This window comes from Parabacteroides sp. ASF519 (genome assembly GCF_000364265.2).
Classification (GTDB): domain Bacteria; phylum Bacteroidota; class Bacteroidia; order Bacteroidales; family Tannerellaceae; genus Parabacteroides; species Parabacteroides goldsteinii.
On the sequence record NZ_AQFV02000006.1, the window covers coordinates 5,380,658 to 5,399,580 of the forward strand.

Genomic DNA, 18,923 nt, shown 5'->3' on the forward strand with positions numbered 1-18,923 from the left:
TTTGTATATTTTTATTGTTATTACTTCTGTTTATCTACCGACAGTTTACCCATTGCCTTCGACAGGTAAACTTCCGTTAATTTCACTTCTATCTGAGCATCAATCAGGCTGGAACGTGCCGATACCCAAGCCGTCTGAGCTTCCATCAGGTTTAAGGCCGGAATAACACCTTCCTCAAAACCCAGATTAGCATGGCGAAGGTTCTCCTCCGCATTCTCCATATTCCGCGAAGAAGCGGTCAGTTTCTTATTGGCTTCATTCACCTTATAAACGGACTGGTTGACCTGCAACTCAACCTTTTCGCGGGCTTCCATCAGTTGCAACATCTGGATACGTGTCTCAGCACGGGCGGAGTTTCTTTTATAAGTACCCTCCCACCAACCGGACAAAGGCACTTTCATCATCACACCGACATTAAACATTCCGGCAAATTCATTCTTAAAACCGTTGAAAGCATTCGGGTTCGTTACCAGATAGTTGGCCGACAAAGCCACATTGGGCAACATGTCTGCCAAGACTATCCGTTCTTTCTTCTGATAAATCTTAGCTGCCAGTTCCAGGCTTTTCAACTCATTGCGGTTAGCAAACGCTTCATTCACATTTGCGGTAGCGTCACTGGAATGGACGGGGAAGTTCTCTATATTTTCATCTGCCAGCGCCAAAGGTTCATCCAATGGCAAACCGCAAATCTGGGAGAGCAGCATACGCGACAAAGCCAGACCGTTATCCACTTTCGTCTGCGCCATTTCCGCCTCATTCAGTTTTACCTTTACCGACAGTCCGTCTGCCTGGGTGGCAACTCCTTCGGCGATCATGGCTGTCACGTCACTGTCCATCTTCCGGAGTAACCCGACATACGCATCGGCCAGCTTTTTCTTATTGACCAACGAAATCACCTGCCAATAAGTTTCATCGGTTTTATAAATGACTTCCTGTAACTGGAGGTCGTTCATCGACTCGGCCAATTCACGGGCATATTTGGTAATCTGATTATAGGAAACAATCTTTCCTCCCATAAAGACCGGTTGAACCAACGAAACGCCTCCCACCCAAATATTCTGCACATCCAGATGTTGCACATCGTCAATTCCTCCCATTAATTGTCCGAAAACAGGAAGTTGGGCAAGCGGTCCCAGGGCAGAACCGAGTTTGGCACTCAAAGCGTCCATATCCAGCAGATTGATATCTTTCTGATTCCACATATATCCTCCCATAGCGGAAAGCTGCGGAAAATATTTAGTAAAAGCCGCTTTGCGTTCTTCATTGGCCGCCTTTACCTTTTCGCCGGACATCTGTAATTCCTTATTATTCTGAATAGCTAAGTTTCGACATTCTTCCAATGTCAAAGTCTGTTGGGAACTTGCATAACCAGAACAGACCAACAATCCTACTAATACAATAATCCGTTTCATCTTTTTATTGTTTTTTCATCCGGAGACTTTATTTTACCACTAAAACAACTTATCACCTTTATCTAAATAAAAAACAACCGGTTATCTCCTATTGTTTATATTCGATAAACCTATATTCTTCGTACACAAACAAAAGTACGATTTATCGGTGCAAAAGTACTGGTTTAGTTTAAATATAAAATTGAATTAATTCAATTAAAGATGCGCTTTTTCAGCTTGCAGTACCAGGCATTGCTGATTCCCATATACTGAGCAATATATTTGTCGGGAACACGCTGCATGATCCACATGTAATGATTATAAAGGTATTTGATAAATTCTTCTGCCGTACACGACTGACGGATGGCAAACATAGAATAAAGTTTTGATATGATAGTCAGCATCGCATTCTGGTAATACGATGCAAATAGCGGATAACGCAGGGAAAGGTCCTCGATATGGGTACGTGATAGCCTTAGCAGTTCACCAGCTTCGAGCGCCTTAATCTCGAACTCGGAAGGCGCCTGGGTAAAATAACCGATAGCGGAAAGGAAAGGATATTGATAGTCGGATGAAAAACCGGTTACGCATTCATCGCCTTTTTCGCTTACATATAAATTAATGAACAGTCCTTTATTGATGAAGTAGGCATCCTGACAAATCTCACCGGTACGAAGCAGGTAATCCCCTTTATCGACAGCAACCACTGTAGTGATATTCTTCAGTTCACTCACAAAGACTTCGTCGCGGGCTAGAGATTCCGGTAGATCCGCTAAAAGCTTCGCTAAGTAGCCGTCTGTTTCCATCGTTAATCTTCCAACGTGAAGTTTCTCTTTCCAATCAAGTTTCCGTCAATAAAAATATCTACACGGTAAGTTCCCGGAGAAAGGAATTCTTCGATATCCCAATACATGGTAACGGGATATTCTTCCCCGTCATATTCGATCAGTTTCTTCATTGAGTAATTGATATCCTTTCCTTCGAAGGGGAAAACATCAGCACGGCTCTTTACCAGCACATCATCGTCCGGTTTCATAATACGCACATATACAGTCTTCTCACCAACAGGAGCGGTAATATTCTTGGCGATACGGAAATCGACTACGAAACGTTCCATACGTTTGATCTTCTTTGCCAGCTTTCCACGCGAATTGACCGGAGTAACCGTGATGCCGGTAGCATCCAGGCGGCTTGCAATAGTAACGCGTTCTGCCAACTTTTCTTTTTCTTTCTTCAGGGTAGCAGCTTGCGATGTGGCACGCTGGTATTTCTGAACAGCTTCTTTCTTTTCTACCTGCAACTGTTCGTTCGCTCGGTTCAAAGAGTCGATCTGAACAACATAATTACGCATGATCTTACGAAGCGTTTCCAGTTCTTTCTTCAGACGGGCAATTTCTTTGGTATTTGTCGCCTTCACCGTACGGAGTTCTTCCATCAGGCGCTGAACCTTTGCCTGCTCTGTGGATAACAAATTCATCAGGGAATCATTGCCTACCTTGAACTGGTATCCCTCATATTGCATAGAGAGTTCATTAAACTCATCTTCAAGCGTTTGCTTATCCAGGTCATAAGCCTCAACCAAATCATTCATCTGCTGTTTCTGCTGATAAATATAATAACCTGCACCAGCGATAATCAGTATCAACACGACTACCGCCATGATTAATAATGAGAGTTTATTTATTTCCTTCGTTTCTTTCTTTTCTGTATCCATACGGTTCCTTCTAAAAATGAACGTACAAAGGTAATGTTTAATCAGATGTATTAAAACATATCCTGTCCGTTTATACATTTTTTAAGAACTTAACCATCCTTTCAACATATACCGACACCTTTTTAGTTTCATTCGGATGAAAATACAGTTTCTTTCGGGAGAAAACACAGTTTCTTTCGAATGAAACTTTTGTGAAATCATAAAAAATATATTGAAATCTCCTCATCAATACCTTTATATATAGGATGAGCTTTACAGATTTTCTAAATAAAATTACTACCTTTGCGCCACTCAATTAAATAATAACACTGCATGCACGAGAAACTTATTATTCTTGATTTCGGCTCGCAAACAACTCAATTGATTGGCCGCAGGGTCAGAGAGTTAAACATGTATTGCGAGATCCTTCCCTACAACAAATTTCCGCATGATGCAACCGATGTGAAAGGGGTTATCCTTTCAGGAAGTCCTTACTCCGTTTACGACGAAAATGCTTTCAAGGCAGACCTGAGCGAGATTCGTGGAAAGTATCCGGTTTTAGGTATTTGTTACGGGGCTCAGTTTCTGGCTTATACATCCGGAGGCAATGTAGAACCGGCCAACTCACGTGAATACGGACGTGCCAATCTATCCTACATTAATAATGAAGATCCTCTATTGAAAGGCATCGACACCGGTTCTCAGATATGGATGTCTCATGGAGATACAATCACCGTATTGCCGGACAACTTCAAAGTGATCGCCAGTACCGACGATGTAAAAGCGGCAGCTTATCATGTAGAAGGCGAACAGACCTGGGGCGTACAGTTCCATCCGGAAGTATTTCACTCTACAGACGGTACAAAGTTATTAGACAATTTCCTGAATATCTGCGGATGCGCCAAAGACTGGACACCGGCTTCTTTCATCGAATCGACGGTTGCCGAACTGAAAGAGCAACTAGGTGACGACAAAGTGATCCTGGCCTTATCGGGCGGCGTAGACTCTTCCGTTACAGCGGTATTGCTGAACAAGGCGATCGGCAAAAACCTGACCTGTATCTTCGTAGACCACGGTTTGCTGCGTAAGAATGAGTTCGAAAACGTAATGAAAGATTACGAACACCTGGGGTTGAACGTGATCGGAGTAAACGCAAAAGATAAATTCTATAAAGCATTAGCGGGAGTTACCGAGCCGGAACAAAAACGTAAGATCATCGGCAAAGGTTTCATCGACGTATTCGACGAAGAAGCTCATAAGCTGAAAGATATCAAATGGCTGGGACAAGGTACGATCTATCCGGACGTTATCGAGTCTTTATCCATCACCGGAACAGTCATCAAGAGTCATCATAATGTAGGCGGACTGCCTGATACGATGAAACTGCAACTGGTTGAACCGCTTCGCCTTCTTTTCAAGGATGAGGTTCGCCGTGTCGGTATCGAACTGGGCATGCAGCCGCATCTGATCAAACGTCATCCGTTCCCCGGCCCTGGTCTGGGTATCCGTATCTTAGGCGATATCACGCCGGAGAAAGTACGTATCCTTCAGGATGCCGATGATATTTATATGTCGCTGATGCGCGAATGGGGTTTATACGATAAGATCTGGCAAGCCGGGGTCATCCTGCTTCCTATCCAGTCGGTCGGTGTTATGGGTGACGAACGTACCTATGAAAATACCGTTGCCTTGCGTGCCGTAACTTCTACCGATGCCATGACAGCCGACTGGGCACAACTGCCTTACGAGTTTCTGGCAAAAGTATCCAACGAGATCATCAATAAGGTAAAAGGTGTGAACCGCGTTGTGTACGACATCAGTTCCAAACCACCAGCAACTATAGAGTGGGAATAAAAAATCACAAGAAGGATAATCTAATTAACTTAATAATTTTAGGAGGAATACGATGAAACAAGATATGATCGTTATTTTAGACCTGGGAAGTCATGAAAATACGGTATTGGCAAGAGCAATCCGTGCATTGGGTGTTTACAGTGAAATTTATCCTCACGACATCACAGTAGAGGAACTGAAAGCACTGCCGAACGTAAAAGGTATTATCATCAACGGTGGTCCTAACAATGTGATCGACGGTGTTGCCATAGATGTAAATCCGGGTATTTACTCGCTGGGTATCCCCGTAATGGCTGCCGGCCACGACAAAGCATTATGTGAAGTAAAACTGGGTGAATTCACCGACGATATAGAAGCTATCAAAGAAGCTGTGAAGTCTTTCGTTTTCGATAGCTGCAAAGCGGAAGCGAACTGGAATATGACAAACTTTGTCAACGACCAGATCGAACTTGTCAGACGTCAGGTAGGCGATAGAAAAGTCCTGTTGGCCCTGTCAGGCGGAGTTGACAGTTCGGTTGTGGCTGCCTTGCTTCTGAAAGCGATCGGCGATAAACTGGTTTGCGTACATGTAAACCATGGTCTGATGCGTAAAGGTGAATCGGAAGATGTAGTGGAAGTATTCAAAAATCAGTTGAATGCGAACCTGATATATAAAGATGTTACCGACCGTTTCCTGGATAAACTGGCAGGAGTTGCCGATCCGGAAGAAAAACGCAAGATTATCGGTGGCGAATTTATCCGTGTATTCGAAGAGGAAGCTCGTCAGCTGGATGGCATCGATTTCTTAGCACAAGGTACGATCTATCCGGATATCGTGGAAAGCGGTACAAAGACAGCTAAGATGGTAAAATCTCATCACAACGTAGGTGGTCTGCCCGAAGACCTGAAGTTCGAACTGGTTGAACCGCTGCGTCAGTTATTCAAAGACGAGGTTCGTGCCTGCGGTCTGGAACTGGGCTTGCCTTATGAAATGGTTTACCGTCAGCCGTTCCCTGGTCCCGGATTGGGTGTACGTTGTCTGGGTGCTATCACCCGTGACAGACTGGAAGCCGTTCGTGAAGCTGACGCCATCCTACGCGAAGAGTTCCAGCTTGCCGGACTGGACAAGAAGGTATGGCAGTATTTCACAGTTGTTCCTGATTTCAAATCGGTTGGCGTACGGGATAATGCCCGTTCTTTCGACTGGCCTGTTATCATCCGCGCCGTAAACACAGTAGACGCCATGACAGCCACCATCGAACCGGTAGACTGGCCTATCCTGATGAAAATCACAGACCGTATCCTGAAAGAAGTAAAAAACGTAAACCGCGTTTGCTACGATATGTCCCCGAAACCCAATGCGACTATTGAGTGGGAATAAGATATAGGATTTAATAATATGAAAAGGAGTTGTGTCGAAGGATGCAACTCCTTTTTTATATTATCTATAGCAACCTTCCTCCTTTACAAAAAACAATCGAACAAATATTATCCGATATAGACAATCATTCATAACCCAGGAATGACAAATATATTTTCTTTGTTTTATAGGGGGCAGCAAAAAGTTTGTCATAGCTCATTTTCAGTAGATTACAAAGAAAGCAGCTTACAACCAGGGGTAAAAAGTACCTACTTTCGCTCTCGAGTTTGTCATAATTAACATTTATCATTTTTATATCACTCCAATAAAGATCAAAGCAGGTTGCATTTCACTAATAATGAGTTTATCTCCTTTATGGATATAGACTCCCGGTCACTTTTATCATAAATAGTAACCAAATTGATTACACCTTCATCTAAAGATGTTTTTATTAAATAAGTAATAACCCTGGCACCTCCACTTTTTCCCTTATTCTTAGAACAAATGCGCATACGTATCTTCCGGATATTATTACCCAAAGAAATACCTAATTCAGGATTTTCCAGCAACTCATTCTGCAAAACTGATAAATCATCCTTCATCGAAGGATATCGTTTAGCAAGAAGTTTTGCTTTTTCGGCAAAAACCGCCGTCGGTATGATTTTAAAGTTCATCGATTAAATCCTGAAGAGTTTTCTGTTTGCCCTGGATATGCCCGGCTTTTCGTTCTCCTAATTCTCTCAAACCGTCAATAACAGATTCATGTACCATATAAGTCTCCTCTTCTTCCAATTCAACACATACTGAAACCGAATTACTAAGAGCACGCAAATAACGCAAGGCTTTGTCCAATAGTTCCTCACCCTGAAGGCCCATAATTGCTTCCACTGCTTCCATTTTTAGTATAGCCTCACGAGCATTTACATAAACGGCAACAGGCTCTGATACATTTTCCACTGTTGGATCTGGCTGTGAATATGGTTTAGCTTTCTTCATGCTATAATCTATTTATTTCTTTACAAAGATAGAGATATTCGTTTATTATTCACACGTCTGACAATTTTTAACCCAGCTTCTCCCTCCTATTTTTTCCCGACAATCTTCAGAAAACGTCCGGAAGTAATATTCACTTCTTTTATTTCGAAATAATCTTTTAACTGCGTAGCACTCACCCGTTTATTAACAGGCAGACCTACTTTGCGGTAAGCAGCCGTCAGGATTACAGACGAATCAGAACGCGAATAGGTCTCTCCCACCCGGAACTGCTTCTCCACGATCTCCTTCAGTTGCTGCTTTTTACGAAAGACAGTGGTGCCAACTTCCTCTACTGCCCGTTTGATCTCGCTGTCTTTGAAGTCGACACTCCGGATATAATCGGCCCCTTTGCGGAGATAACATTCATGGAACATGCAATCGTATTCGGAAGAAAGGATACGCGCCAGGTAACGGCTGTAACGGTCCTGGTCTTTCTCGTCGGGAGAGAAACGCAGGTAAGCGATCCGTTCGAACTGCTCGAGGAGAAATATACGACGCTGCTTACGACTGGTCTGCCGATGACGGGCCAGACGGTCGTTGTCGGTCAACGGGTACTGTTTGTCTTCATGCGTCACCTCAAAAAACGGGACATCCCGGTAGGCATTAAACAAACTGTCCGCCGAACGGTACAGGCTCTTTACCCGTTCCTGCTCACGGAAATTATCCTGCCGGAAATAATTATCCTTTCCATTCTGATAGACATACTGCTGATAAGTAAGATTGACGGCTGCCTCCATATACGTCTCCCGGTATCCGCGCCGCTTATCCTTTTTACTCTTTTCCCTGATCTCCGTCATGGCCAGCCGGGCACTCTCCAGCCACTCGTCCACCTCCGACGCATTCATTGCCTCCAGCGAAGGCTTGATACTGGTTATATGCGTCAGGCTGCGAAAACCGTTACGGAAACGGCCGGCTATCTGTATCGCTTCCGTCCGCGGATCGATCACCGACTGCTCCGCTCCGTAGAGATCAGAAAGCAGGATGATATCCGGCTTACAACGTACATCGATATCGACCGCCGAAAAGAAACGGCTGGTGAAAAAGTTATACCGTTTCAACTCTTCGATCCGGTCGTGCATGCTCCGGTCTTTCACATGCCTCAGCTTCGCAATGCCCTGGGTACTACAAAAAGTAGCAGAGTTTTGCAACTCCCCCATATCCTTATAAAGCGATTCGATCGTATCGATGGAATTGACGAAGATGCAAACTTTACTCTTACATTCGGGCAATACTTCCGCCAACGCTTCCACCACATTATTAGTCGTGACCAGACGGAGCGGCTTACGATACGGATAAGCCGGCTCGATGCGCAGTTCGGTGAAACCATGTTCCTCAAACCTCGGATCGCGGAGCAGGATCGGCGTGGCACTGACAAATGCCATCTGCCGGAAAAGAAAAAAGTCGTCGAGCGGTGCCTCTATCGTCTCACGGAAATCGTTATCCTGAATGATCTTCTCGCATTCGTCGAACAACATAAAAAAGTCCTTATACATATCGACACCTTCATCCTCCATCGCCTGCTTTACCTTCCAGAAACTTTCGGGTGTCACCATGATCTTGCAGCAGCCGGGATATTTGCGGATATGGCGCGCCACCTCATCAGTCTTGACACCGCGGTAAATACCCAGCAGGTTCTTATGTTTCTCCATCTTCCCGACAATCACCGGCACGTTCGGTTCGATGATAATAGAAGAACGGGGAGACATGATCTCGCAATAGGTAGCTCCCAATCCGGGCAATACCTTGTTCAGTATCACCCGTGTCGGTATATTTTCTTTTCCGTGGCGGCGAAGGGCATCCGACAGATACTCCCCTTTCCGGATATCCAGTTTAACGGTACGTATCATCACATTATTCCCTTTCAAATTGTACGGACCTCAGGCGTTGCATGAGTTCAGGTGAAACTTTAAACACGACATCTTTCACGGAGATAGATCCGGCGCGTATCTCTTTGGGATCTTTCACCAGCCTCGACTGTGCCGTCAAAGTAAACGTCCCCAGTCCGCTGATCGACACGCTGTTGCCGTCTTCCAGCAGGCTGATGATCCCTTCTTTGATTTGTTCGATTGCTCCGAGCATAGCGGCACTGCGGAATCCATGATCGCCGGTCACATAAGAAGCCAGTCCTTTTGAATCGACATTGTCCGAACGGATCACCTGCGGATAGAAGCCGTCTTCGATATCTTTGGAAAGATTGGTCGGGCGTTTGCGTAGTCTATATTTTACAGCCATTGTTTTGTATTGCTTAAGGTTACTTTTCCAAAGATAGGATATATAATCGAGAAAAAGGCGGTTTCCGGCAATTAGTTATGGGAAAAGGCTGTTATCCGGATTGTCATCCCGGTGACAATGAAATATCATCGGGATGATGTCGGAACGTCACCGAGGTGACAGTTTGCAAAAGTAATAGGCTTTGCCGTTAAAGTATTAAGCTTTTAGGGTTAGATACTATAGCTTTTGAGGTTAAGGGCAAAAGGGTATGATCTATTGAATACCAGACATGCTTATTCTTTTAAAAGTGGCATTTGATTAAGCATATTTTTTATTTTTATTGCCACACGGGGCATTGGTTCAGCAATTGTTAAACCAACTACGTCATATTCTTTTGCTATATCGTTTATCACCCTTACGACGGTTTCAATCTTTAGTCCGTCAGGATCAGTGCCAACGGCTGCAATAATCTCAGCCGGATCTAAAGCATCCAGATCAAAATGAATAACCACTTTCGAAGCACCGGTAGTTTTAAGCCAATCAAGAACAGCCGTACTATTTTGAGCAACATGGGCAGGCGAAAGGCTCTCTACACCGATTTCCTCCTGACGCTCTTTTGAAGCGTTTGTATCATTCCAGGCACGCAAACCAACAATAATCGATTTTGACGGATTGAGTTTAGCGGGAAACAGATCTACAATCTCCTTGTCACCCATACCAAAACAAGCGGTCAATGCCATTGCATGATAACCTGTATAACTATCACCGGGTAAATTTAAGTCGGGGTGAGCGTCTATCCACACAACCGCAACATCATCAGGATATTTTTCTGCCAGGTAGGTAAACGGCACCACACTAACCGAGCACTCTCCTCCAAGTGTCACAATACGGTCGGGATTTTCTCTTCTAATCAAATCCAAAGCATCTTTACTTTGTTTAATAATAGCACGATAACCGCTAATACCCTTTTCCTCTTTGTGACTTTCCATATCGAGAGAAATGGGGACTTCAACAGTTTGTTGCTTACTTTCGGGTGCAAGCACTTGCAGTAACTGCGCCCCAAGAAAATAACCACGTGAAACATCATTGGCGGGAATGTCGGGCATCCAGCTTGCAACCACTCCTCCCTGCCATTGAGGATAGATTAAGCGAAGTGTTTTAGAATTTGTTTTCATCTCATTCGATTTTGCATAGGTTGTGCCTATAATAAGGCTAAGCACAACAAATAATAAGAACTTGTGTTTCATTTTTAATGCAAAGTTACTGTGTATATACAGATCACACAAGTACTGATAAACCCTCATCCCTATTATTGAGCAAATAGAAAAGTGGGGAGATAATTTTCGACCTCAAATGAAAGAAATCCTTGGAATAGAAGAATAGAAAAATACGTTTCAGGATGACAAAAGCAATAACTCAAGACCTTGTCTTAGCCGATGTCCTATACTCATTCGGTGAACATCCGATAACCCGTTTGAAGGCTCTGCTGAAATATTGGGGATATTGATAACCCAACGCATAAGCAACGTCACTGATCGACTTGGACGGATCGGCTAATAGTTCTTTTGCAACAGCCATTGTTTTTACCAAAATATATTCCTGGGCGGACGTTCCGGTTTCTTTCTTGATTAAGTCACTTACGTAGTGAGACCTTATATTCCGGCAGTTGCCTGGGGAGAAGTTTCTTTCTATTCATGGATGGGATCGACTACCACCAATCTGATCAATCTGCTGACCGCTTATCTGTGGGTAATCATTGTAATAGAAGTTTATCGTTCACAAAAAGTACAACGGGCCGTAGAACCGTTGGTCAGTTACGGCCGTATGGGGTTGACAAACTATATCGTACAGTCTGTGGCCGGTGTCTTCATCTTTTCCGGTTTCGGATTGGATTGGAGTCATTTGGGAGTTTTCCTGAGCGTATTGGTTTGCCTTGCTTATACAGGCATACAAATCGCAATTAGTCATTATTGGCTGAAAGGTTTCCGATATGGCCCAATGGAATGGCTGTGGAGAACGGGAACCTATATGAAATGGCAACCGCTGGTACGCTAACTGTAAGTTTTTATATCTCCATCTGAAAAAACATCGTTCCGCTGATCATCAAGTATCACCGGAACGATGTTTTTTTGAAATCACTTTATCTCTTTGACCACCCGGCAAGGATTCCCTACCGCCAGTACATTCGATGGAATATCTTTTGTTACCACACTGCCGGCACCGATCACGGTATTATCACCGATGGTTACTCCCGGCAGGATATTTACACCGGCACCGATCCATACATTATGTCCGATAGTTACGGGACGGGCATATTCAAGACCACGGTTTCGCTGCTCTGCATCCAACGGATGACCGGCAGTATAGATACCAACGTTCGGGGCGATAAAAGCATTGTCACCGATACAGACCTTAGCCCCATCCAGAATAACCAGGTTTACATTGGCATAGAAGTTCTCTCCTACTTCAATATTATATCCGTAATCACAAGCAAAAGGCGGTTCGATGATCAGGTTGTTTCCTGTTTTACCCAAAAAAGATTTCAGTAATTGCGTCTTTTCTTCCTGCTGAGAAGGGCGCAGACGGTTATAATCGTAAAGCTGTTCTTTCGCTTTCTCACGATCCGACAACAATTCAGCATCGTAGTTGGCATCATACAACAAACCCTGACGGCATTTTTCTTTCTCTGTCATTGGCTACATTTTTATGTTCCCTACAAATATAAGAATTATTTCAGCTTACGAGGGCTTTCCCTCTTCCGCCAGAAACATTCTATTTGTTCCAGAGAGACGCCCTTTGTTTCAGGAACATAAAAATACCCCCAGATCAGCGCAAGAAAAGCAATCCCTCCGTAAAACCAGAAAGCACCGGCAGGATTCCCCAGGTCCTCTCCTTCCGTAAGGATTTCTTTTCCCGGTATTGTCAGCGCTTTTACGATCTTAAAGAAGGTAAATGAAACAATACTGTTAAAAAGCCAGACGGAAAGTGAACCGAGGGAAGCTCCCAGTCCACGTAACTTCAACGGGAAGATTTCCGAGATAATCAGCCATCCTAAAGGTCCTATACTGATGGCAAAGAATGCTACATAACAGAATATAAGTAAAATAGCCACCCATTTTACAGAGTCGCCCAACTGATTTACATAAACAAAACACAAGCCTAACAGTAAAAGCGAAACGACAATTCCGGATAATCCTATAAAATAAAGCTTTCTTCTTCCCAGACGGTCGACAAAATAGACAGACACAACCGTAAAAATAACATTGACCAATCCAACCCCAACAGAGGCCCATATAGCAGCAACAGTCCCGTCAAAACCTGCCATCAGAAAGATTTTAGGGCTATAATAGATCACTGTATTGATCCCGACAAATTGTTGGAAGAACATAATCCCTATGCAAATAATAAGAGGCGTCCTCAACCAGGGCTGTAAAAGCTCTCTCCACCCGGACTTCTCCGCTTCACTTCTTTTTATCTCCTCCTGCATCTGCCGAAAAGAAATCTTTGCCTGTGCTTCCCCTTCTATCCTGTTCAGAATGCGGATACTCTCGTCATGCCTTCCTTGACTCATCAACCAACGCGGAGTTTCCGGCATAAAAAACATACCAATCAAAAGAATACAAGCCGGAATAACTCCCACATAAAACATCGGCCGCCAGCAAGTCATATCGCTTTCATCCGCAAAATACAAATCTGATAAATAAGAGACCAACACCCCGATCGTAACCATTAGCTGGAACATGGAGACAAGCGTACCTCTCACTTTTGTCGGTGAAATTTCAGCTATATATAAAGGAACGGCAAAAGAAGAAACGCCTATGGCTACTCCCAGAAAAAGACGGGCTAATACTAAATTCCAGGCATCGGCAGCAATCCCTGACCAGACTGCCCCAACCGCAAAAATAACGGCTGATGCCAGAATCACTTTTCTGCGTCCTAACCGGTCCGTCAGTTTACCACAGAACAAAGCCCCCAGGATGGCTCCCAACAACCCTGCTGACGTAATCTGTTCAACCATTCCGTTGTCTATTCCAAAATCCTTCTGGAAAAAAGGAATAGCTCCCGATATCACTCCCGTATCAAAGCCAAAAAGCAGACCTCCGGTTGCCGCGATAATGGCTATGACATAAATCAGCATCCTGTTATGCGCTGTTTTCATGGTATTAAATTTATATATAAATGTTTCTACGGAACAAATTCCTTCCAACAATCTTCTTTTATCTGCGGAGACGGGACAAACAGAAAAGTATCCGGCTCCTCCTCAAAAGTACGATAAATAGATTTATCCTTTTTTATCCCCAGCATCGAATAATCCGACGGAGATTTGCATATCAATTCCGATTTCAGATAGCAAGGATTAACCTGCCACTGAATCTCATCCGATCCGTCGAACACCGGATACCAAGCTATACCTTTATGTTTTCTAACATCATCATACACAAACCCATATTCTCGGTCACACCAGGCACCAAAGGTCAACGGCCTGTCCGGATTTACACTGATAGTAGCATGTACCCAGTAAGGAGGAACTACTACTACATCTCCCGGTCCGGCATAAACGGCGAAACAGCGTCCGGGACTGTCTCCGGCATATTCCTGCATATAAATAATTGCCTCACCGGACCATATCTCATACACTTCCGGAGTAGACCAGTTACTGAAAGGGGACACTTTATGAATATGCCCCTGGCTACGGATAGGTTCCGTTCCCAGCTTACCGGCTGCATATGTCACAACTCCGTATAGCAGATGCATGGATTTCAGTAATTCCCGATGCACGGCTTTACCGACATCCATGGCTATCGAATAGACTATATCAGGACCATCACAATCAGGGTTCATCAAACTCTCGGAAATATCCTTTAACCTGCGTGTTTCTACCTCTGGTCCGAAAATTCCGGGACCATAAGAAAAACCTATCGGATCTCCGGTTAATTTTATATCGAGTCCCGGGTCAAATGTAAAATCGTGACCAGAACGATCAGGCTGATAAGATTTCATTCTTTCTTCTTTTACTGGTAAAACTATATTCTGCCGCCAACACTGCTGCATTATCTCCTAATTCCGATGCTACAATCTTCACCTTTTCCGTGGGACACCAGGCCAGCCGTTCCACCCGTTCACGAATATAAGGCAATATGACATCTTTACTTTTCATAATTCCCCCTCCCAGTACAATAACCTGTGGATCATAAGCATGTATATAGGTCACAATTGCAGCACTCCATACATCCATACATTCGTTTCTCACAAGCAAAGCATCGATATCTCCCCGGGATGCCAGACTAAATATTTCTTCAAAGTCATAACAGTCAGCCTTGTCCCTGAACGAAGCCGTCAATTTTGTATTATCCTTTATAATAGAAGAAAGAAAAAAAGATGAAGAAAGCGCTTCTACGCATCCGACATTTCCACAACTGCATTTTCGTCCTTTATAATCGACAACAAAATGGCCGCCTAACGAACCTGCCTGATAATGTTCACCATACAGGACACGCCCATCTAAAATAACTCCTGTACCTATCCCGGTTCCGATCGTCATCATGACAACATTATCCAATCCTCGAGCCGCTCCGCATTCCCATTCTCCAACTGTCGCCATCCGGGTATCATTGTCCATATAAAAAGGGACTCCCCAATTCAACTCACACCAAAGTTGTAAATTCAACTCACACGCATCATCATATTTTTCGTTTGTGGCAAGCACCTGGCAATGTTTTACATCCACGATACCGGGAAATGCCAGACTGATTCCCGCCAACTCAGAAATATGCACTTCGTTGTTATGCAGTAAATTATTGATTGCATCCTTTATTTTAGGTAGATTGATCCGAAGTCCTTTTTCCGAGTCTGCCGGTAAAACAGTAAAATGCAGAATTTTACCGGAGCGGATCAAGCCGATCTTTATAAAGGTACCTCCCAAATCTATTCCAATAGTATATTTAATCATATCCTTTAAACTAAAGTAGGAACTCCGTTTACATCCACCAGACGCCGGGCAAACCCTGTATCGGCAATTGTTGCATAATCATGTCCGGCATCAGAAGGCCAACAGGCGGAAAATACCAATTTCTGATACCCGGTATTGGCTACCCGGTGTGCTACTTTCCCCGGGATGTAATGAAGACTTCCCGGAAACATTCGTTCAGCCCATACATTCCTTCGTTCATCCATCAGGATCAGGAAGCCTTCACCTTCCACCCCCCAATAAAACTCTGCCCGATCGCTGTTGGAATGGAAATGTCCTTTCGTCATAAAATACTCCTGCCCGACCTTACCGGAATAAAGTGTCGTAATCCCCATGAACAGGCCACCGGGGGTACTCTCCAAAACCGGGAGGTAACTGCTGACATGATAAACGACCTGTTCTTTATTCATCTTCCCATATGCCTCTTTATCCTGGAATACCCCGTCCAGATCACCCAATACACGAGTTGATTTCACAACATCTTCTCCTGTAAGACAATCATTGGTAAAAAAGACTTCGGGTATAAAAACCTTGTTTGTTCTCATAATCATTATTTTGTCACATTGATTTTCTTCATTATCTGATCCACTCATCAGCCGATACGTAATACTCCTTGCCAGCCAGATTTTCGGGAATCTCTATACTGACCTGTTTATGTTCATCCGGTAGCAGGTTAAAGTAACCATCAGAAACATATACCGGCAATAGCGACTTTCCCGATTCCTTGTCTCGCACATTCACTTTGATACCGGTAGCGATCTTTTGCGAGTTGTTTTTTATCTCTGCCCGGATCAATATCTTATTATCCTTTTTCTTCGGTGTATTCCATTTTATGCGGAGTTCAGATTTTCCTCCTTCCTGTAAAACAGAGAAATCGGTTGGTTCGGAAGGGTTGATCCAATAATCATTCTCCGAGACGATCTTTCCCCGCCGGTCAGATAATTGGGTCCGGACGAGCGAAACGTCTCTGATTTCCGGAGGCAAAGCAATTTCCATACAGTCTGTCAGCTTATTTGCTTCTAATTCCACAGAGATCTTTTTCTCATACAATTGCTTTCCTTTCAAATCGTACACCCTGAAAAAGACTTTTGCATCCGGTATATTTTCAAGTGTCGTATTAACGACCTGTAGTTTTTTGTTTACTGAATTCCATTGAACATGTATCGGTTCGCAGGCTTTCTTCGCTCCATAAAAAGAACCGTGCGTCTCATAATCATATGAATAAGTCTGCCAGATCATGCTTGGCCATGCCGGATGGCTCATCCATAACAACAGACCACTGGCATAGTTCCACATTTTCTGATTCCAGGCTTCAAACATATTGCGATACAGATTATAATTAATGAACTGGGCACGTGAACAGAATTCATCCGCATTACGTGACGGAGCCTGTCCTAACTTTTCCACATCACGGATATAGTTTTTCCAATCGAAACTTTCATAGTGTAAATCATGGTAATACCAAACATCACCGATAGGCCATAGATCTTCTTCCGGTATAAATTTGCGAAGAGTTTCGACGGTCGGTACGGACGGTGCTCCCAACTCCGTACTGAAACCATCCGCTTTTCCGGTCAGATACTCCAACTGATTATCAATGTAGTGCCACGGACCGCTTGAACAAAGATTCAAATCCCTGGAGTTCCCGTGATAATGCCGGGTACCATCCACTGCACTGATTATCTTCTGAAAACCGTCTTCCAATATTTCCGGAGCATATCCTTCATTACGCGGACACCAGATGGCAATAGAGGGGTGATTACGGAAACGAAGGACAATATCCCGGGCATTGGCAAGGAATAATTCATCATCCAACGGTTCCAGGTTGTATCCCTGAGTCGAAATGGAAAAGTCATTCCAAACGAGCAAACCGTATTCATCACAAAGAGTATAAAACAATTCTTCCGTAGATTCTCCGGTCCAGTTTCTCACCATGGTAAAATTGGCTTCCTTATGCAAACGGAAATAAGGTTCCAACCGTTCACGGGTTACCCGTTTCATACCATCATCCATTCCCCAGTTTCCCCCGCGGCAGAAGATACGCTTTCCGTTTACACAAATAGTCAGGAAAGGATTTTCCGGCTGAGTGGTCTCCTTCCGGAGGTATTGTATTGCTCCGTCAGTTAACGAAGGAATGATTATCGAAGAAAAAGCCGGACTCTCCACCGGTACACGTTTCTTATAATCAAACAAAGATCTTCCTTCCTCTACATCCGTAGGGCTATACTGAAAACGTATATTTTCCTTTTCGGCAGTCTGTGCCATCAGTTCATAAGAAAGTTCCCGGATACCAAAACGGATCTCTTTCTTTTGCTTTACCTGATCCTCCTGAGTCACAGTCAGGGATAATTTATACAAAGCCTGTGCCCCATAACCGTTCGGCCACCATAAAGCAGGGTTATGGATACGGAGTTGTCCGAATTGCTCCGGTGTGAAACTTATATTTTTTTGTTCGGAAGGTTTCAGTATTACTTCCTGTGAAAAAGAGATATCTCCTATCTTTCCATTCACGGAAACCGTTTGTGTCTCCGGGGTTGTATTCACCAACCGCGTTTTAATTTTAATATCGGCATAAGTCGTATCCGGCAATGGTAGATCTGTGATGACCTGAGGATCTTCCATCAGGACATCACCTACCGGAACCAGTCTGACATCCTGCCAGATACCTATATTCCTATCCCGGATACCAGGTATCCAGTCCCATCCTTCCGAAGAGATAAAAGTCGGTCCGTCCAGACAAAGGGCACCACCATTACCGCCAAACCATTCCTTATTCTCTTCAAACGGAATACCCGGATTATTGGGTGGAAAAATATGAACGGCTAATGTATTCATTCCCTGTTTATCCAATAAACCGGCCACAGTATACAAGCCTCTTTTAAAGGCTCCGTTCATTGTACCCAGGCGGATACCGTTCAACCAGATATCCGCCTTATAGTTGATACCGTTCAGTAATATCTGATAGTCCGTATCCTTCATCGTCTGAGGTATCTCGAATGAGATACGGTACCACCAGTCCATACGGCAAAGCGTATCCGGTATCAGTAAGTTATTCAGGCCATAATAAGGATCCGGATATACTGACTGTTCGACCAGTGTGGTAAGGACTGTTCCCGGCACAACCGCATTATACCATTCATCGGCATTTGTCCGGGTATCCCACAAAGATATACCTTTTCCTGCCAGCTTATATCCTTCGATCATCTCCCAACCGCCGGAAAGCAGGAAATTACCTTCTTCATCCTTTTGTAACTGTCCGGATACGGCTTGGTAGGCTTTCCTTTCCGTTATAATCTTTCCGGCTTTTGAATGGGGAAGTTCATCAGCCTGTTGCCTGACGGTCCGTCCGAAATTCAAGTTACTCTGCCCCTGTACTGACGCTCCGATCAACAGGAATGCCAGCAAACTTAACCAATATATCTTTGTCATAGT

The 18,923-nt window shown here is 44.0% G+C and carries 17 protein-coding genes and 2 pseudogenes; 4 read left to right on the forward strand and 15 right to left on the reverse strand.

Features of this window, described 5'->3' with window-relative positions; translation table 11 throughout:
* Window positions 1-20 precede the first annotated feature (20 nt).
* The 3 genes from C825_RS21575 to C825_RS21585 form a co-directional block, all read right to left on the reverse strand.
* Entirely contained in the window at window positions 21-1,412 is a 1,392-nt protein-coding gene (locus C825_RS21575; RefSeq protein WP_010800132.1) for a TolC family protein, read from the reverse strand.
* A gap of 191 nt (window positions 1,413-1,603) precedes the next feature.
* Complete coding sequence (locus C825_RS21580) at window positions 1,604-2,197, reverse strand: Crp/Fnr family transcriptional regulator (protein ID WP_010800133.1); 594 nt, start codon at window positions 2,195-2,197, stop codon at window positions 1,604-1,606.
* Between the two features lie 2 nt (window positions 2,198-2,199).
* Window positions 2,200-3,105: a DUF8429 coiled-coil domain-containing protein gene (locus C825_RS21585; RefSeq protein WP_044215181.1), complete on the reverse strand. Its 906-nt coding sequence runs from the start codon at window positions 3,103-3,105 to the stop codon at window positions 2,200-2,202.
* A gap of 312 nt (window positions 3,106-3,417) precedes the next feature.
* On the opposite strand from C825_RS21585, the gene guaA (C825_RS21590) reads away from it, so the two are divergent.
* Both guaA (C825_RS21590) and guaA (C825_RS21595) read left to right on the forward strand, forming a co-directional pair.
* Window positions 3,418-4,938, forward strand: coding sequence for a glutamine-hydrolyzing GMP synthase (gene guaA, locus C825_RS21590; RefSeq protein ID WP_007657711.1), 1,521 nt, complete (start codon window positions 3,418-3,420; stop codon window positions 4,936-4,938).
* Between the two features lie 52 nt (window positions 4,939-4,990).
* Window positions 4,991-6,298, forward strand: coding sequence for a glutamine-hydrolyzing GMP synthase (gene guaA, locus C825_RS21595; protein WP_044215166.1), 1,308 nt, complete (start codon window positions 4,991-4,993; stop codon window positions 6,296-6,298).
* Between the two features lie 311 nt (window positions 6,299-6,609).
* Here the strand turns inward: guaA (C825_RS21595) and C825_RS21600 are convergent, their stop codons facing one another.
* The 5 genes from C825_RS21600 to C825_RS21620 form a co-directional block, all read right to left on the reverse strand.
* The gene (locus C825_RS21600; RefSeq protein WP_044215167.1) at window positions 6,610-6,951 is read right to left on the reverse strand and encodes a hypothetical protein; all 342 of its coding nucleotides are present in this window, start codon (window positions 6,949-6,951) and stop codon (window positions 6,610-6,612) included.
* On the reverse strand, window positions 6,941-7,273 hold the full coding sequence (locus C825_RS21605) for a hypothetical protein (RefSeq protein ID WP_010800136.1): 333 nt from the start codon (window positions 7,271-7,273) through the stop codon (window positions 6,941-6,943). Before C825_RS21605 ends, C825_RS21600 begins: the two co-directional genes overlap by 11 nt.
* Window positions 7,274-7,359: 86 nt before the next feature.
* Window positions 7,360-9,159 (reverse strand): DEAD/DEAH box helicase family protein, encoded by a 1,800-nt coding sequence (locus C825_RS21610; protein WP_010800137.1) that lies wholly within the window; start codon window positions 9,157-9,159, stop codon window positions 7,360-7,362.
* A gap of 4 nt (window positions 9,160-9,163) precedes the next feature.
* On the reverse strand, window positions 9,164-9,544 hold the full coding sequence (locus tag C825_RS21615; protein ID WP_007657701.1) for an HU family DNA-binding protein: 381 nt from the start codon (window positions 9,542-9,544) through the stop codon (window positions 9,164-9,166).
* Between the two features lie 272 nt (window positions 9,545-9,816).
* Entirely contained in the window at window positions 9,817-10,827 is a 1,011-nt protein-coding gene (locus tag C825_RS21620) for an arginase family protein (protein WP_010800138.1), read from the reverse strand.
* On the opposite strand from C825_RS21620, the pseudogene C825_RS21625 reads away from it, so the two are divergent.
* Window positions 10,820-10,906 (forward strand): annotated as a pseudogene (locus C825_RS21625) (winged helix-turn-helix transcriptional regulator); the annotation flags it as partial. The gene C825_RS21620 and the pseudogene C825_RS21625 overlap by 8 nt on opposite strands.
* Window positions 10,907-10,939: 33 nt before the next feature.
* Here the strand turns inward: C825_RS21625 and C825_RS21630 are convergent.
* A pseudogene (locus C825_RS21630) lies at window positions 10,940-11,167 on the reverse strand (helix-turn-helix domain-containing protein); the annotation flags it as partial.
* On the opposite strand from C825_RS21630, the gene C825_RS21635 reads away from it, so the two are divergent.
* Window positions 11,168-11,578, forward strand: a complete 411-nt coding sequence (locus tag C825_RS21635; RefSeq protein ID WP_010800139.1) for a DUF418 domain-containing protein — start codon at window positions 11,168-11,170, stop codon at window positions 11,576-11,578. It abuts the pseudogene before it with no gap.
* Between the two features lie 80 nt (window positions 11,579-11,658).
* On the opposite strand, the gene C825_RS21640 is transcribed toward C825_RS21635, so the two are convergent.
* The 6 genes from C825_RS21640 to C825_RS21665 are packed head-to-tail and all read right to left on the reverse strand — an operon-like array spanning window position 11,659 to window position 18,920.
* A complete protein-coding gene (locus C825_RS21640) occupies window positions 11,659-12,216 on the reverse strand; it encodes a sugar O-acetyltransferase (protein ID WP_010800140.1) in 558 nt (185 codons plus the stop codon).
* 35 nt (window positions 12,217-12,251) lie between these two features.
* Complete coding sequence (locus C825_RS21645) at window positions 12,252-13,682, reverse strand: sugar porter family MFS transporter (RefSeq protein WP_044215183.1); 1,431 nt, start codon at window positions 13,680-13,682, stop codon at window positions 12,252-12,254.
* Between the two features lie 26 nt (window positions 13,683-13,708).
* Entirely contained in the window at window positions 13,709-14,524 is an 816-nt protein-coding gene (locus C825_RS21650) for a glucose-6-phosphate isomerase family protein (RefSeq protein WP_010800142.1), read from the reverse strand.
* Window positions 14,505-15,473, reverse strand: a complete 969-nt coding sequence (locus C825_RS21655) for an ROK family protein (RefSeq protein WP_010800143.1) — start codon at window positions 15,471-15,473, stop codon at window positions 14,505-14,507. Before C825_RS21655 ends, C825_RS21650 begins: the two co-directional genes overlap by 20 nt.
* Window positions 15,474-15,478: 5 nt before the next feature.
* Window positions 15,479-16,036, reverse strand: a complete 558-nt coding sequence (locus C825_RS21660) for a glucose-6-phosphate isomerase family protein (protein ID WP_010800144.1) — start codon at window positions 16,034-16,036, stop codon at window positions 15,479-15,481.
* A gap of 31 nt (window positions 16,037-16,067) precedes the next feature.
* Window positions 16,068-18,920: a glycoside hydrolase family 2 protein gene (locus C825_RS21665; protein WP_010800145.1), complete on the reverse strand. Its 2,853-nt coding sequence runs from the start codon at window positions 18,918-18,920 to the stop codon at window positions 16,068-16,070.
* Window positions 18,921-18,923: the final 3 nt, after the last annotated feature.

Excerpts from the sequence above, each read along its gene's own strand:
- C825_RS21610 (WP_010800137.1), bottom strand. The coding sequence starts at position 9,159 with ATGATACGTACCGTTAAACTGGATATCCGGAAAGGGGAGTATCTGTCG.
- C825_RS21615 (WP_007657701.1), bottom strand. The coding sequence starts at position 9,544 with ATGGCTGTAAAATATAGACTACGCAAACGCCCGACCAATCTTTCCAAA.
- C825_RS21605 (WP_010800136.1), bottom strand. The coding sequence starts at position 7,273 with ATGAAGAAAGCTAAACCATATTCACAGCCAGATCCAACAGTGGAAAAT.
- C825_RS21655 (WP_010800143.1), bottom strand. The coding sequence starts at position 15,473 with ATGATTAAATATACTATTGGAATAGATTTGGGAGGTACCTTTATAAAG.
- C825_RS21620 (WP_010800138.1), bottom strand. The coding sequence starts at position 10,827 with ATGAGGGTTTATCAGTACTTGTGTGATCTGTATATACACAGTAACTTT.
- C825_RS21575 (WP_010800132.1), bottom strand. The coding sequence starts at position 1,412 with ATGAAACGGATTATTGTATTAGTAGGATTGTTGGTCTGTTCTGGTTAT.
- C825_RS21585 (WP_044215181.1), bottom strand. The coding sequence starts at position 3,105 with ATGGATACAGAAAAGAAAGAAACGAAGGAAATAAATAAACTCTCATTA.
- C825_RS21650 (WP_010800142.1), bottom strand. The coding sequence starts at position 14,524 with ATGAAATCTTATCAGCCTGATCGTTCTGGTCACGATTTTACATTTGAC.
- C825_RS21645 (WP_044215183.1), bottom strand. The coding sequence starts at position 13,682 with ATGAAAACAGCGCATAACAGGATGCTGATTTATGTCATAGCCATTATC.
- C825_RS21660 (WP_010800144.1), bottom strand. The coding sequence starts at position 16,036 with ATGAGAACAAACAAGGTTTTTATACCCGAAGTCTTTTTTACCAATGAT.
- guaA (WP_044215166.1), top strand. The coding sequence starts at position 4,991 with ATGAAACAAGATATGATCGTTATTTTAGACCTGGGAAGTCATGAAAAT.
- C825_RS21665 (WP_010800145.1), bottom strand. The coding sequence starts at position 18,920 with ATGACAAAGATATATTGGTTAAGTTTGCTGGCATTCCTGTTGATCGGA.
- C825_RS21640 (WP_010800140.1), bottom strand. The coding sequence starts at position 12,216 with ATGACAGAGAAAGAAAAATGCCGTCAGGGTTTGTTGTATGATGCCAAC.
- guaA (WP_007657711.1), top strand. The coding sequence starts at position 3,418 with ATGCACGAGAAACTTATTATTCTTGATTTCGGCTCGCAAACAACTCAA.
- C825_RS21600 (WP_044215167.1), bottom strand. The coding sequence starts at position 6,951 with ATGAACTTTAAAATCATACCGACGGCGGTTTTTGCCGAAAAAGCAAAA.
- C825_RS21580 (WP_010800133.1), bottom strand. The coding sequence starts at position 2,197 with ATGGAAACAGACGGCTACTTAGCGAAGCTTTTAGCGGATCTACCGGAA.